Origin of the sequence: Halomonas sp. NO4 (genome assembly GCF_010994375.1) — a bacterium.
Classification (GTDB): domain Bacteria; phylum Pseudomonadota; class Gammaproteobacteria; order Pseudomonadales; family Halomonadaceae; genus Halomonas.
In genome coordinates, this window is sequence record NZ_WHMA01000023.1 from 22,587 (window position 1) to 35,829 (window position 13,243).

The 13,243-nt window shown below is 68.7% G+C and carries 11 protein-coding genes; 1 reads left to right on the plus strand and 10 read right to left on the minus strand.

Annotated features, from left to right (window positions below):
* Position 1: 1 nt before the first annotated feature.
* Complete coding sequence (locus FEF15_RS14180) at positions 2–1,429, minus strand: TRAM domain-containing protein (protein ID WP_163559821.1); 1,428 nt, start codon at positions 1,427–1,429, stop codon at positions 2–4.
* Between the two features lies 1 nt (position 1,430).
* On the minus strand, positions 1,431–2,327 hold the full coding sequence (gene cysM / locus FEF15_RS14185; protein ID WP_163559822.1) for a cysteine synthase CysM: 897 nt from the start codon (positions 2,325–2,327) through the stop codon (positions 1,431–1,433).
* A gap of 123 nt (positions 2,328–2,450) precedes the next feature.
* Between cysM and FEF15_RS14190 the strand changes: the two genes are divergently transcribed.
* Positions 2,451–5,210 (plus strand): ATP-binding protein, encoded by a 2,760-nt coding sequence (locus FEF15_RS14190; RefSeq protein ID WP_163559823.1) that lies wholly within the window; start codon positions 2,451–2,453, stop codon positions 5,208–5,210.
* Here the strand turns inward: FEF15_RS14190 and acpS are convergent.
* The 8 genes from acpS to FEF15_RS14230 all read right to left on the minus strand — a co-directional run bounded on the left by acpS (position 5,150) and on the right by FEF15_RS14230 (position 13,122).
* Complete coding sequence (gene acpS, locus FEF15_RS14195) at positions 5,150–5,527, minus strand: holo-ACP synthase (protein ID WP_163559824.1); 378 nt, start codon at positions 5,525–5,527, stop codon at positions 5,150–5,152. The genes FEF15_RS14190 and acpS overlap by 61 nt on opposite strands.
* 3 nt (positions 5,528–5,530) lie before the next feature.
* Positions 5,531–6,328: a pyridoxine 5'-phosphate synthase gene (gene pdxJ / locus FEF15_RS14200; protein ID WP_163559825.1), complete on the minus strand. Its 798-nt coding sequence runs from the start codon at positions 6,326–6,328 to the stop codon at positions 5,531–5,533.
* Positions 6,329–6,358: 30 nt separating this feature from the next.
* Positions 6,359–7,060, minus strand: coding sequence for a DNA repair protein RecO (gene recO, locus FEF15_RS14205; protein ID WP_163559826.1), 702 nt, complete (start codon positions 7,058–7,060; stop codon positions 6,359–6,361).
* A gap of 146 nt (positions 7,061–7,206) precedes the next feature.
* Positions 7,207–8,106: a GTPase Era gene (gene era, locus FEF15_RS14210; RefSeq protein ID WP_163559827.1), complete on the minus strand. Its 900-nt coding sequence runs from the start codon at positions 8,104–8,106 to the stop codon at positions 7,207–7,209.
* Entirely contained in the window at positions 8,103–8,795 is a 693-nt protein-coding gene (rnc, locus tag FEF15_RS14215; RefSeq protein ID WP_163559828.1) for a ribonuclease III, read from the minus strand. Before rnc ends, era begins: the two co-directional genes overlap by 4 nt.
* A 70-nt stretch (positions 8,796–8,865) precedes the next feature.
* Positions 8,866–9,669 carry a signal peptidase I gene (lepB, locus tag FEF15_RS14220; protein WP_163559829.1) on the minus strand — a complete coding sequence of 268 codons (804 nt, stop codon included), beginning with the start codon at positions 9,667–9,669 and terminating at the stop codon, positions 8,866–8,868.
* A gap of 13 nt (positions 9,670–9,682) precedes the next feature.
* Positions 9,683–11,500 carry a translation elongation factor 4 gene (gene lepA / locus FEF15_RS14225; RefSeq protein WP_163559830.1) on the minus strand — a complete coding sequence of 606 codons (1,818 nt, stop codon included), beginning with the start codon at positions 11,498–11,500 and terminating at the stop codon, positions 9,683–9,685.
* 197 nt (positions 11,501–11,697) lie between these two features.
* Positions 11,698–13,122 (minus strand): DegQ family serine endoprotease, encoded by a 1,425-nt coding sequence (locus FEF15_RS14230; protein WP_163559831.1) that lies wholly within the window; start codon positions 13,120–13,122, stop codon positions 11,698–11,700.
* Positions 13,123–13,243 lie beyond the last annotated feature (121 nt).

A 13,243-nucleotide genomic window follows, 5' to 3' on the forward strand; every position in this document is an offset into this window, starting at 1 on the left:
GTCAAGCTCCTTGCGCTGACGGCTGCCGCTCGGGGTGCTCGAACAGCAGCACGGATTCCAGGTGCGAGGTGTGCACGAACATGTCGGCCACCGCGACACGCCGGAGACAGTACCCTCCATGCACGAGGCGTGCCGCATCGCGAGCCAGCGTGGCCGGGTCGCAGGCGATATAGAGCACGCGCGGCACCGGATGGGCACACAGCGCCCGGCAGACGGCCTCGGCGCCGTCGCGCGGCGGATCGAGCAGCACGGCGTCCGGTGCCTGCGTGGCCAGCAGCGCCGCCACGGCGCCGGCCTCGCTCAGATCGGCCTGCTCGGCGGTCACCGTCAGGGCGTTGTGTTGGGCATTGTCGATCAGGCGCTGCACCATGGCCAGGTGTCCCTCGGCGGCGGCTACCCGAGCTCCGTCGGCGGCCAGCGGCAGGCTGAAGTTGCCGATACCGGCGTAGAGGTCGAGCAGGCGCTCCCCGGCGAGCGGCGCCAGCCAGGCGCGCGCCGTGGCCACCAGGCGGCGGTTGACCGCCGCATTGACCTGCACGAAGTCCCCCGGGGCGAAGCCCAGACGCAGACTGTCGTCGGGGCCCGCCCCGGGCAGCGCGTAGTGGAGGTCAGGGGCATCGCCGAGCCAGGCGAATGCCGGGCCGTCACGGCCCAGCCAGCGGCCCACCGCCACGCCCTGGGCTGCACCGAACGCCTGCCAGCACCGGCGGTCCGCCGCGTTCTCGCGCAGCTGACGCACCACGACGGCCGTGCCGCCGTCGCTGTCGATCAGCTCCACATGGCCTACCTGGCGCGGCGCTGCTAGCGCTTCGAGTAGCTCGCGCAGGGGGCCAAGCAGCGCCTCGAGCCGCGGCACCAGCACGCGGCAGGTGGTGATATCCACCAGGTGGCTGGCGTGGCGCTCGCGAAAGCCCAGGTGCACCCGGCCTTCGCTGTCCACCTTGACACCCAGCCGGGCGCGCCGCCGATAGGCGGTATCGGGCTCGGCCAGGAGCTCGGGCGGCTCCGCGAGGGCCACGCCCTCGCGCGCCAGCAGGTCGACCAGCACCGCCGACTTATGCGCACGCTGCCCGTCGAGCGACAGGTGCTGCAGGTCGCAGCCACCGCACTGGGCGTAGTGGGGACAGGGCGGCGTGACACGCCGGGGCGAGGCCTCGACCAGCGTGCGGACGTGCGCTTCGTCATAGCGCTTGCGCGCGCGATGCACGGCGACCGTCACCCGTTCGCCGGGCAGCGCGCCCTCAACGAACAGTGCCTTGCCATCCGGGGCATGGGCCACCCCGCGCCCGTCGTGGGCGAGGCGTTCGATTCTCACCGCGGCGTCTTGCGCGCCGGCCGCCGGGGGTGTCGTCGCCGACGCGGCCTGGCGCTGCAGCCCCGAGACGCCACTGCGCCGCCGCGTGGGGCGGCGTTTGCCGAGCATGGCCACCTCAGGCCTCCGGGGCGAACAGGCCGGTGGAGAGGTAACGATCGCCGCGGTCGCAGACGATGAACACGATCACCGCGTCCTCGACCTGCTCGGCGACGCGCAGCGCACCGGCGAGGGCACCGCCGGAGGAGACGCCAGCCAGGATGCCCTCCTCGCGAGCCAGGCGGCGCATGTTCTCCTCGGCCTCGTGCTGGCCGATGTCCAGTACCCGGTCGACGCGGCGGCTGTCGAAGATGCGCGGCAGGTAGGCCTCGGGCCAGCGGCGGATGCCGGCAATGCTGGCGCCATCCTCGGGCTGCAGGCCGACAATCTCGACCGCGGGGTTGCGCTCCTTGAGGTAGCGCGACACCCCCATGATGGTGCCGGTGGTGCCCATGGAGCTGACGAAATGGGTGACGCGTCCCTCGGTCTGCTCCCAGATCTCCGGGCCGGTGCCCTGATAGTGGGAGAGGGGATTGTCCGGGTTGGCGAACTGGTCGAGGCGCTTGCCGTCGCCACGCGCGATCAGTGTCTCGGCGAGGTCGCGGGCCTCCTCCATGCCGCCCTCCTTGCTGACCGTGATCAGCTGGGCGCCGTAGGCAGCCATGGCCTGCTTGCGCTCGCTGGAGGCGCTCTCGGGCATGATCAGCACCATGCGATAGCCCTTGATGGCGGCAGCCATGGCGAGCGCGATGCCGGTATTGCCGGAGGTTGCCTCGACCAGGGTGTCACCAGGGGCGATCTCGCCGCGCGCCTCGGCCTGTTCGAGCATGGAGAGGGCCGGACGATCCTTCACCGAGCCGGCCGGGTTGTTGCCCTCGAGCTTGGCGAGCAGGGTATTGTTGCGCCCCGCCGTGAGTCGCTTGAGGCGTACCAGGGGCGTGTGGCCGATGACTGTCTCGATGGTGGGAAAAGGCATGAAACCGTCCTTAGGAAAAGGGCATTGCAACATTATATCCGGGGGGCCATCCACTGGACAGGCCAGCCACCGAGCTGTGGCATACTGGAGGCGCCACCCCCTGTCCCGACCAAGGAAGCTGCAATGTCGCTCGGCAACCGCCTCGCCCTGTGGATTGTCTGCCTGCCGCTAGCGGTGCTGGCCCTGGTGGCCGTCATCGCTCTCCACCAGGACACCCAGTGGCGCAAGGCGGCCCTGCAGAAGCGTCTGGTCACGGCGGCCGAGCTGCAGGCCCCGCAGCTGGCCGAGGCGCTGACCGCGGCCGATTCGTCACGCCTGGAAACGCTGGGGCATCGCCTGCTGGCCCTCGACGACGTGCGCCACGTCAGGGTCCACGATCCTTCAGGGGAGCCGCTGCTCGAACTGGGTTCCCGCAACAGCACGTTCACTGTCCCGGCGAACGCCGAGCGCCACCTGGACACCGGCGGCGATGTCTGGCGACTCGTCCTGCCCCTGCGCGCCGACGACGGTCGGGATGGTGCCCCCCGCGCGGGGTGGCTGGCGCTCGGCATCGACACCCGCCACCTGACGCTCGCTTTCTACCGCCACCTGACGAGCACCGGCCTGGGCCTGCTGGTGCTCGGCCTACTGCTCTTCGTGCTCGGCACCAGCCTGGGCCGCCGCCTGGACGCTCGCCTGAACGATGCCGCCGAGGCACTGCACCTCCTCGCCAAGGGGAGTCGCCCCGCTCCGCTAGACGCGACCCAGGGGTCGCCGGAACTCAACCGCCTCGCTCGTCGCATCAACGCCCTGAGCGACACCCTGGAGCAGTCCCGCGACAACATGCAGCGCCAGATCCAGCAGACCACCGCCGAGCTGCAGGAATCGATGGAGACCATCGAGGTCAAGAACATCGAGCTCGACCTGGCCCACCGTCGCGCCTTGGAGGCGAGCCGCGTCAAGTCGGAATTCCTCGCCAGCATGAGCCACGAAATCCGCACCCCGCTCAACGGCATCGTCGGCTTCTGTCGCCTGCTGGGTCGCTCGCGGCTGGAGCCGCGTCAGCGCGAGTGGCTCGACCAGGTGCAGCTGGCCTGTGACAACCTGCTCGCCCTGGTCAACGACGTGCTGGACTTCTCGCGCCTCGAATCGGGACGCCTGGAACTGGAACGCACCGAGTTCGACATGGTGACGCTGGTCGACGAGGTGCTGGGCCTGCAGGCGCCGCTCGCGCACCAGAAGCATCTCGAGCTGCTCGGGCTGGTCTACGACGACGTGCCCTCCCCGCTGCGCGGCGACCCCCTGCGCATCCGCCAGGTGCTCACCAACTTGGTGCACAACGCCCTGAAGTTTACCGAACGCGGCGAAGTGATCGTGCGGGTGATGGTCGATGACCCGTCACCCAGCGGCCAGATCATGCTGCATTGCCGGGTCAGCGACACCGGCATCGGCCTCACCCCCGAGCAGCAGCGCGAGCTTTTCCAGGCCTTTCGCCAGGCCACCCCGGGGCATACGCGACGCTACGGCGGCTCCGGCCTGGGCCTGGCCATCAGTCGCCAGCTGGTGGAGCAGATGGGCGGCGAGATCCGCGTGGAGAGCGAGCCGGGCCAGGGCAGCGTCTTCTTCTTCACCCTGCCGCTGGAAAGCCTCGCCAGGGCCGAGTCATTGTCGGAGCCGCTGTTCCACGGCGAGCGCGTCGCCCTCTACGAGCCCCATGCGTCGACCCGCTTCGCCCTGGCCCACCTGCTGCGCCACTGGGGCGCGCGGGTCGTCGAGGTGGCCAGCCTCGGCGAGGCCGATCCACCGCCGGCCCTGGTCGTGGCCACCCTGCCGGCACCGCTGACGTCGGCGGCTCGCTGCAACTGGCAGGCCAAGCTGGCCGAGTGCCAGGCCCCCACGCTGCTGCTGGTCAATGCCAGCCCCCTGGAACTCCCCCACCTGACCCTGCCCGAAGGCAGCGAGATGCTGTGCAAGCCGCTGGCCCGCCACCAGCTCGCCGATGCCCTGCACCGCCTGGCGCGACAAGGCCTCACAGCGCCGCCCGAGCGGCACTCCCTGCGTCTGCTGGTGGTGGACGACAACGCCAGCAACCGCCGTCTGCTGCGCGAACTGCTGACCCGCCCGGGGCTCGCCGTCGAAGAAGCGGCGAGCGGCGAGGAAGCACTGGCCCTGGCGGAGGGCGAATACTTTGACCTGGTGCTGATGGACATCCGCATGCCGGGACTGGACGGGGTCGAGACGACCCAGGCCCTGCGCCGTCTGGGCGGCACCTGGACTCGCTGCCCGGTGATCGCGGTGACGGCCCACGCCCTGGCGCCGGATCGCCAGCGGCTGCGCGAGGCGGGCCTGCAGGACGTGCTCGTCAAGCCGGTGGAGAGCCACCAGTTGGAGGCGCTGCTGCGCCACCACCTGACAACGCTGCCCCCCAGCCAGGCAGCCGCCCTGCCCCTGCCCGACTCGCCCGACGAGGTCGCTGCCGACGAGGGCGCTGCCGGCGAGGGGCTGGAGGTGGTGGACCTCACACTCGGTACCCGCCTGGCCAACGGCAGCGAAGCCCTGGCCCGGGAGCTGCTCGACGAGCTGGCCCGCTCCCTGCCGGCCAGCGAAGCAGCCATGCGCGACGCCCTGGCCGCTGGCAACGAGGAGGCTCTGCTCGATGCCGTGCATGCCCTCAACGGCGCCTGCCGCTACTGCGGCGCCCCGGAGCTGGCGCTGATCGCCGAGACCTTGGAGACGCGCCTGCAATCCCGGGGACTGGCCGCGGTCGATGCCCTGATGACGGAGCTGTTCGATGCCATGGCCCGCCTGCGCGGCTGGCACGCCACACAGCCCTCAAGCCCCGCTCAGCCCTCGAGCACCACCATGGCCAGGGCCAGCTCGGCCTCGTCGGAGAGCGACAGGTGAAGCGCCTTGACGCCGGCGGCCTTGGCCACCTCGTGAGCCTTGCCAGACAGCACCAGTGACGGCCGGCCGAGGGCGTCGTTGACCACCGCGATCTCGCTCCAGCGCATGCCCCGACGCAGCCCGGTGCCCAGGGCCTTGACGAAGGCCTCCTTGGCGGCGAATCGCTTGGCCAGGTAGCTGGCGGGCTGGGAATGGCCGTTGAAGCGGTCGAACTCGGCTTCGCTGAGCAAGCGCCGGGCGAAGCGTGGCCCATGACGCACCATGCCCGCCTGGAAACGCGCCACTCGCGCGATGTCGGTGCCGATGCCGATGATCATGGCTCAGTGGTCGTGGTCGTCGTGGTCATGGTCGTGATCATGGGCCTCGATGGCGGCCACCAGCCCCGCCTCCTGGCCGGCGATGATGAGCCGCTTCATCTCCGCCACCGCTTCCTTGAGGCCCACGAACAGCGCACGCGCCACGATGGCATGGCCGATATTGAGCTCGTTGATGCCGGGGATGGCGGCGATCGCCTCGACGTTATGGTAGTGCAGCCCGTGGCCGGCGTTGACGGTGAGCCCGAGCTCCAGCGCCTGCTCGGCGGCCCGGCACAGCCGCGCGTATTCGCGACGTGCGGTCTCGCCTGTCGCCTCGGCATAGGCACCGGTGTGCAGCTCGATCACCGGCGCGCCCGCCTTCACCGCTGCCTCGATCTGGGTCAGATCGGGGTCGATGAACAGCGACACCTCGCAGCCCGCGGCGGCCAGCCGCCGGCAGGCGTCGGCCACGGCGCCGAGGCTGCCGGCCACGTCGAGCCCCCCCTCGGTGGTCAGCTCTTCGCGTTTCTCCGGCACCAGGCAGACATGGGCTGGGCGCACCTGCTCGGCCAGCGCGATCATCTCGTCGGTGACCGCCATCTCCAGGTTCATGCGGGTATTGAGCGTCTCGGCCAGCAGGCGCACGTCGCGCTCCTGGATATGCCGGCGGTCCTCGCGCAGGTGGATGGTAATGCCGTCGGCACCGGCCTCCTCGGCCAGCAGCGCGGCCTGGACCGGGTCGGGATAGCGGGTGCCGCGGGCCTGGCGCAGCGTGGCAACGTGGTCGATGTTGACGCCGAGCAGTAGGCGCGGGGGGTGCATGGGACTCTCCAGCAGCACGATGGGAAAAGGTCAGTGTGACGGTGAACGACGCCGCTCGACAAGCTGGCGCATCAGCTCCCGGGAGCGCAGCGGCCGGGCACCGAGCAGCGGCGCCAGCGCCGCCCGGGTCACCGCCTTGGCCGCGCCGGCCAGGCCCGGCTCATCCCAGCCGCCGCTGGCCAGCAGGCGAAGGGTGCGCCCGTCGAGGCCCGGATCGGCCACGACGAAGGCGCGGGACGCGGCATCGAAACGGTAGCGGCGCTGGGGGTCGAGCTCGCCACCCTGCGGGTCGGTGAAGCGCGGGGCGGCATCCAGCGCCTCGAGCAGCGCCACCTCCAGGCGCCGCAGCCCCGGCGCCCGGGCCTCGGGCCGCGGCAGCGCCTCGAGCAGTGCCGTGTAGTGGGCGAACACCTCGGCCACCGGCAGCTCCAGCGGCAGCGTGCGGGTCAGCAGTTCGTTGGCGTAGAGCCCGCATAGCAAGCCTTCGCCGGCGAGCATCGCCGCTGCCCCACCGCTCTCCATCAGCCGCAGGCGCTTGAGTTCGCCCTCGCCCACCCAGGTGACGTGCAACGGCGAGAAGGGTTGCAGCCGCCCGCGGGAGCGAGAGCCAGGGCGCTGCACGCCCTGGGCCACCGCCCGCACCCGCCCGTGCTCGAGGGTGAGCAGGTCGACCAGCGCACTGGTCTCGCGGTAGGGGCGCTTGTGCAGCAGGAAGGCGGGCTGCGGCTGCATTATGCGGAGCCTGGAATGCGTTCAAACCTCGTCGAGCGAAGGCCAGACAAGGCAAAAAACGTCGAGATAGCGGAGTTTACGAATCTGTAAATGAGCATATCGAGACGGTTTTTAACGCAGTATGGGCGAGCGCAGGCAGGTTTGGCTCATTCCAAGTCGTAGCCCAGGCTCTTCAAGGCCCTTTCATTGTCCGACCAGCCGCGCTTCACCTTGACCCACAGGTTGAGCATCACTTTGGCGCCGAGCAGACGCTCCATCTCGAGTCGCGCGTCGCGGCCGATGGCCTTGATGCGCTCGCCGTTCTCGCCGATCAGGATCTTCTTCTGACCGGCACGCTCCACCAGGACGAGGGCGCTGATGTGCACCACCCGGCCTTCGTCGCGGAACTCCTCGATCTCCACCGTCATCTGGTAGGGCAGCTCGTCGCCGAGCTGACGCATGATCTTCTCGCGAACCAGCTCCGCGGCCAGGAAGCGCTGGCTCTTGTCGGTGATCTGGTCGTCGGGGAAGTAGTGCGGGCTCTCCGGCAGGTGCTTGGCCACCTCCGTCTCGAGCTCGGGGAGGTTGGTGCCGTGCTTGGCGGAGATCGGCACGATGGCGGCGAAGTCACGCCGCGCGCCCACGCTCTCGAGCCACGGCAGCAGGGCGCGCTTGTCCTGGAGGCGGTCGACCTTGTTGACGGCCAGGATCACCGGCGCCGTGACGTGCTCGAGGCGCTCGAGCACCACCTGGTCCTCGTCGCTCCAGCGGGTGCGGTCGATGATGAAGACCACGCAGTCGACGTCGCGCAGCGCCTGGGTGGCTGCCTGGTTCATGAAGCGGTTGATCGCCTTGTTGCGATCCTTGGCCAGGATGTGGATGCCGGGCGTGTCGACGTAGATGAACTGCGCCTCGCCCTCGGTCTTGATGCCCATCACCTGATGGCGGGTGGTCTGGGGCCGGCGCGAGGTGATCGACACCTTCTGGCCGAGGAGGCGATTCATCAGGGTGGACTTGCCCACGTTGGGGCGCCCGACGATGGCCACGAAGCCGCAAGTCTCGCTCATGTGCGCAGCCCTCCGCGCGGGTCGAGCCGGACCAGCGCCTTGTCGGCGGCTTGCTGCTCGGCGTGGCGGCGACTGGAGCCGGTCCCCAGGGTGCAGGCCTCGAGCAGCTCCACGTGGCACTCGACGGTGAAGGTCTGGTCGTGGGCCTCGCCCTCGACGGACACCACCTCGTAGCGCGGCAGAGACGCCTGGCGCGACTGCAGGAACTCCTGCAGGCGGGTCTTGGGGTCCTTCTGGGTATCCTGCAGGTCGATCGCTTCCAGGCGCTCGGCGTACCAGGCCAACACCCGCGACCGGGCGGTGTCCATGCCGGCATCCAGGTAGATGGCACCGATCACCCCCTCGACGGCATCGGCGAGGATGGAGTCGCGACGGTGGCCGCCGCTTTTCATCTCGCCCGACCCCAGCCGCAGACACTCGCCGAAGGCCATTTCCCGGGCCAGCTCGGCCAGTGTCTGGCCGCGCACCAGGCGCGCGCGCAGGCGCGACAGCTGCCCCTCCCGAGCCTGGGGAAAGCGCTGGTAGAGCGCCTCGGCAATGACGAAGTTGACGATGGAGTCACCGAGAAACTCGAGACGTTCGTTGTTCTGTCCGCCGAAGCTGCGATGGGTCAGGGCCAGCTCCAGCAGCGAGATGTCGCTGAAGTCATGGCCGATCCGTCGGCTGAAGGCGATAAGAGAATGGCTCACGAGGCTCCTGCTAGTCTGCGGTTGATACGGCGGAGCATCAGCTCCGCCCCGGCCACGTTCACGGCCGATGTCAATGGATGCGTCGCACGCTGGTGAAGCTGGGCAGGCCGCCATCCCAGTGCATCCACACGGCGAAGGCGCGCCCCACGATGTTCTCCTCCGGCACGAAGCCCCAGTAGCGACTGTCGTTGGAGTGGTCGCGATTATCGCCCATGGTGAAGTAGTGGCCTTCCGGCACCACCACCTCGCGCACCCGCGGCCCCGGATCCCGGGGATTATTGTAGATTCGGTGGCTGAGCTCGCCCAGTTGCTCCTCCAGCAGCCACTCGTCGGGCTCGCCCGGCGGCGCGGGATCGAGCAGTTGCTTGGGCACCGGCTCGCCGTTGATATAGAGCTGCTTGTCCTCGTAGCGCAGCCGGTCGCCGGGCAGGCCCACCACACGCTTGATGAAGTTCACCGCCGGCTCGTTGGGAAAGCGGAACACCATGACATCGCCGCGCTCGGGCTCGCCCAGCTCGACGAATTGCGTGTTGGTGACCGGCAGGCGCAGCCCGTAGGCGAACTTGTTGACCAGGATGAAGTCGCCCACCTCCAGCGTCGGGCGCATCGAGCCGGAAGGGATCTGGAACGGCTCGACCAAAAAGCTTCTCAGCAGCAGCACCACCAACAGCACCGGGAAGAAGGAGCGGGCGTAGTCGACCGGCCAGGGCTCCTTGACCGCCTTGTGGCGGGCCGCCTCGCTCAGCCCCTCGGTGGTACCGGCCTCGACGGTGGCCAGCCGGCGGCGCCGTGCCGGACGCCACCACATCAGGTCAAGCCCCCAGATCACTCCGGTGAGCGCTACCGCGATCACCAGCAGAAGAGAAAAATCCATGTTGCGTCGGTTCCTAGTCGTTGACCTTGAGCACGGCGAGGAAGGCGTCCTGGGGAATCTCCACCCGGCCCACCTGTTTCATGCGCTTCTTGCCCGCCTTCTGCTTCTCGAGCAGCTTCTTCTTGCGCGTCACGTCGCCGCCGTAGCACTTGGCGGTGACGTTCTTGCGCAGCGCCTTGACCGTGGAGCGGGCCACTACCTGGCCGCCGATGGCCGCCTGAATGGCCACATCGAACATCTGGCGGGGGATCAGCTCTTTCATCTTGTCGACCAGCAGGCGGCCGCGGGAATGGGCGTGATCGCGGTGGATGATCACCGCCAGGGCATCGACGCGGTCGCCGTTGATCAGCACGTCGAGGCGTACCAGCCTCGCCGCCTCGAAACGCTCGAAGTTGTACTCCAGGGACGCATAGCCCTTGGAGATCGACTTGAGGCGATCGAAGAAGTCCATCACCACCTCAGACATGGGCAGCTCGTAAGTGAGCTGGATCTGGCTGCCGAGGAACTGCATGTCGAGCTGGGTCCCGCGCCGGCCTTCGCACTCGGTGATGACGTTGCCGACGAAGTCCTGGGGCACCAGGATGCTGGCGCGCACGATGGGCTCGCGCATCTCCTCCACATCGGCCATGTCGGGCAGCTTGGAGGGGTTGGCGACGTAGAGAACCTCGCCGTTCTTCATCGCCAGCTCGTAGACCACGGTGGGCGCGGTGGTGAGCAGGTCCAGGTCATACTCGCGCTCGAGGCGCTCCTGGATGATCTCCATGTGCAGGGTGCCGAGAAAGCCCACCCGGAAGCCGAAACCCAGGGCGTCGGAGTTCTCGGGCTCGTACTCCAGGGAAGCGTCGTTGAGCGCCAGCTTCTCCAGGGCGTCGCGGAAGTCCTCATAGTCGTCGGCGCTGACCGGGAACATGCCGGCGTAGACCTGAGGCTTGACCTTCTGGAAACCGGGCAGGCGCGGCACGTCGGGCGTCTTGGCGTGGGTGATGGTGTCGCCCACTGGAGCCCCGTGGATGTCCTTGATGCCCGCGACGATGAAGCCCACCTCACCGGCGCGCAGGACACCGGTTTCCTTGCGCAGCGGCGTGAAGATGCCCACCTCGTTGGCCTGCCAGTCGCGACCGGTGGACTTGATGCGGATCTTGTCGCCCTTCTTCAGGGTGCCGTCGAAAAGCCGAACCAGCGACACCACGCCCAGGTAGTTGTCGAACCAGGAGTCGATGATCAGCGCCTGCAGCGGGGCCTGGGTGTCGCCCTTGGGCGGCGGAATGTCGCGTACCAGGCGCTCGAGCAGCGCCTCGATGCCGATGCCATTCTTGGCGGAAACCTGGCAGGCATCGGTGGCGTCGAGGCCAATGATCTCTTCGATTTCGTGCGAAACCTTGTCGGGGTCGGCCTGCGGCAGGTCGATCTTGTTGAGTACCGGCAGCACCTCGAGACCCTGTTCGATCGCCGTGTAGCAGTTGGCCACCGACTGCGCCTCGACGCCCTGCCCCGCATCCACGACCAGCAGCGCCCCTTCGCAGGCGTAGAGCGAGCGCGAGACCTCGTAGGAGAAGTCCACGTGACCGGGGGTGTCGATGAAGTTGAGCTGGTAGGTGTTGCCGTCCTGGGCGTGGTAGTCCAGCGTGACCGACTGCGCCTTGATGGTAATGCCCCGCTCGCGCTCGAGATCCATCGAATCGAGCACCTGCTCCTTGAGCTCGCGTTCGGTCAGGCCACCGCAGGTCTGAATCAGGCGGTCGGCCAGGGTGGACTTGCCGTGGTCGATGTGGGCGATGATCGAGAAGTTCCGTATTCCCTTGATGACTTTGCGCTCTTCTGTGGTTGCCATGCGATAGAACCTGGGTCGTGTACGCGCCGCCTTGCGGGCTTGCTTGCCACCCCGCCAGGCGCGTCGAGAGAGATGCGCGCATTGTACCGGCATGGCACGGGGTTGGACAGCGCGCCTCGTCCAAGGCCCCACAACAGCGACGCCTCGCCGCTGGGCGGCGAGGCGTCATTGGCACCGGGCAGCCAGGGCCCGATCGGCTACTCCTCGGCGAGGCGCAGAGCGACGAAGAGCGAGCGGCCGTCGCGGTAGAGGCGCACGGGCACGGCCCGGTCCGAGGGCAGCGAGCCGACCAGTTCGGCCAGCTGGGAGGGGCTTTCCACCAGGCGATGGTCGAGGCTGACGATGACGTCCCCCGGCCGGATGCCCGCCGCGGCAGCCGCACCGCGCGGGTCGACGTCACTGACCATCACGCCGCCCTCGATGCCCAGCTGCTCGCGCTCGGCATCGTCCAGCCCTTCGACGGCGATGCCCAGGCGCGCCTGGGCGCTGGGCTCGCTGGGACTGCCGCCAGCGGACGCCTGTTCGGTCTCGGGCCAGTCGCCGATGGTGATCGTCTCGGTGCGCTCCCGGCCGTCGCGCAGGATGGTCAGCTCCGCTTCCTCGCCGGGGTTGATGCGCCCGATCAGCCGCGGCAGGGTGCTGGAGCGGTCGACCTCCTGGCCATTCACCTCGAGGATGATATCGCCGGCCTGCAGGCCGCCACGGGCCGCCGGACCTTCCGGGTCGAGATCGGCGATCAGGGCGCCCTGAGGGCTGTCCATGCCGAAGGACTCGGCCAGGTCGCGAGACACCGGCTGGATCATCACCCCGAGCCAGCCGCGCTGAACGCGCCCCTCGTCGCGCAGCTGGTCGGCCACGTCCATGGCCACGTTGATGGGAATCGCGAAGGAGAGCCCCATGAAGCCGCCGCTGCGGGTGAAGATCTGCGAGTTGATGCCGACCACCTCGCCATCCAGGTTGAACAGCGGCCCGCCGGAATTGCCCGGGTTGATGGCCACGTCGGTCTGGATGAAGGGCACGTAGGCGTCGCGGGGCAGCGTGCGGTTGATGGCACTGATGATGCCAGCGGTGACCGAATGCTCGAAGCCGAAGGGCGAACCGATGGCGGCCACCCACTGCCCGACCTGGAGTCCGTCGGAGTCGCCGGTGCGTACGGTGGGCAGGCCACTGCTGTCGACCTTGAGCAGCGCCACGTCGGTGCGCTCGTCGGCCCCCACCAGTTCCGCCTCGAGCTCGCGGCGATCACTGAGGCGCACGAGAATCTCGTCGGCCTCCTGCACCACGTGGGCGTTGGTCATGATGTAGCCGTCTTCGCTGATGATGAAGCCCGAGCCGAGCGACTGACGCTCCTCGCTGCGGCCCCCGCCGCCGCCTCCGGGCGGCATGGGGAAGCGTTCACCGAAGAAGTGGCGGAAGATCTCGGGGATCTCCTGCCCCCCGAAACCCTGGAAAGGGTCACGGCGTTCGATGGTGCGCGAGGTGGAGATGTTCACCACCGCCGGGGAAACTTCATCCACCAGCTCGGTGAAGTCCGGCAATTCCTGCGCCGTGGCCGACTGCCAGCCCAGCAGCAGGGCAGCCAGCAGAACCCACAAAGAGAGGTATCGCGTTGTTGGCCTCATGAAAAGCTCCTGCGTCAAGGTATCCAATAGGTCACGCCAGTACGTCTCACCGGCGTCGAGTTGATAACCGTGTCCCACGAAAAAGGTTCACGTCAGCCACCGCGACAGCGGCGACAACTTG

Bases quoted from the DNA above. Each gene is read 5' to 3' on its own strand.
- cysM (WP_163559822.1), bottom strand. From the start codon at position 2,327: ATGCCTTTTCCCACCATCGAGACAGTCATCGGCCACACGCCCCTGGTA.
- FEF15_RS14190 (WP_163559823.1), top strand. From the start codon at position 2,451: ATGTCGCTCGGCAACCGCCTCGCCCTGTGGATTGTCTGCCTGCCGCTA.
- acpS (WP_163559824.1), bottom strand. From the start codon at position 5,527: ATGATCATCGGCATCGGCACCGACATCGCGCGAGTGGCGCGTTTCCAG.
- pdxJ (WP_163559825.1), bottom strand. From the start codon at position 6,328: ATGCACCCCCCGCGCCTACTGCTCGGCGTCAACATCGACCACGTTGCC.
- recO (WP_163559826.1), bottom strand. From the start codon at position 7,060: ATGCAGCCGCAGCCCGCCTTCCTGCTGCACAAGCGCCCCTACCGCGAG.
- era (WP_163559827.1), bottom strand. From the start codon at position 8,106: ATGAGCGAGACTTGCGGCTTCGTGGCCATCGTCGGGCGCCCCAACGTG.
- lepB (WP_163559829.1), bottom strand. From the start codon at position 9,669: ATGGATTTTTCTCTTCTGCTGGTGATCGCGGTAGCGCTCACCGGAGTG.
- lepA (WP_163559830.1), bottom strand. From the start codon at position 11,500: ATGGCAACCACAGAAGAGCGCAAAGTCATCAAGGGAATACGGAACTTC.
- FEF15_RS14230 (WP_163559831.1), bottom strand. From the start codon at position 13,122: ATGAGGCCAACAACGCGATACCTCTCTTTGTGGGTTCTGCTGGCTGCC.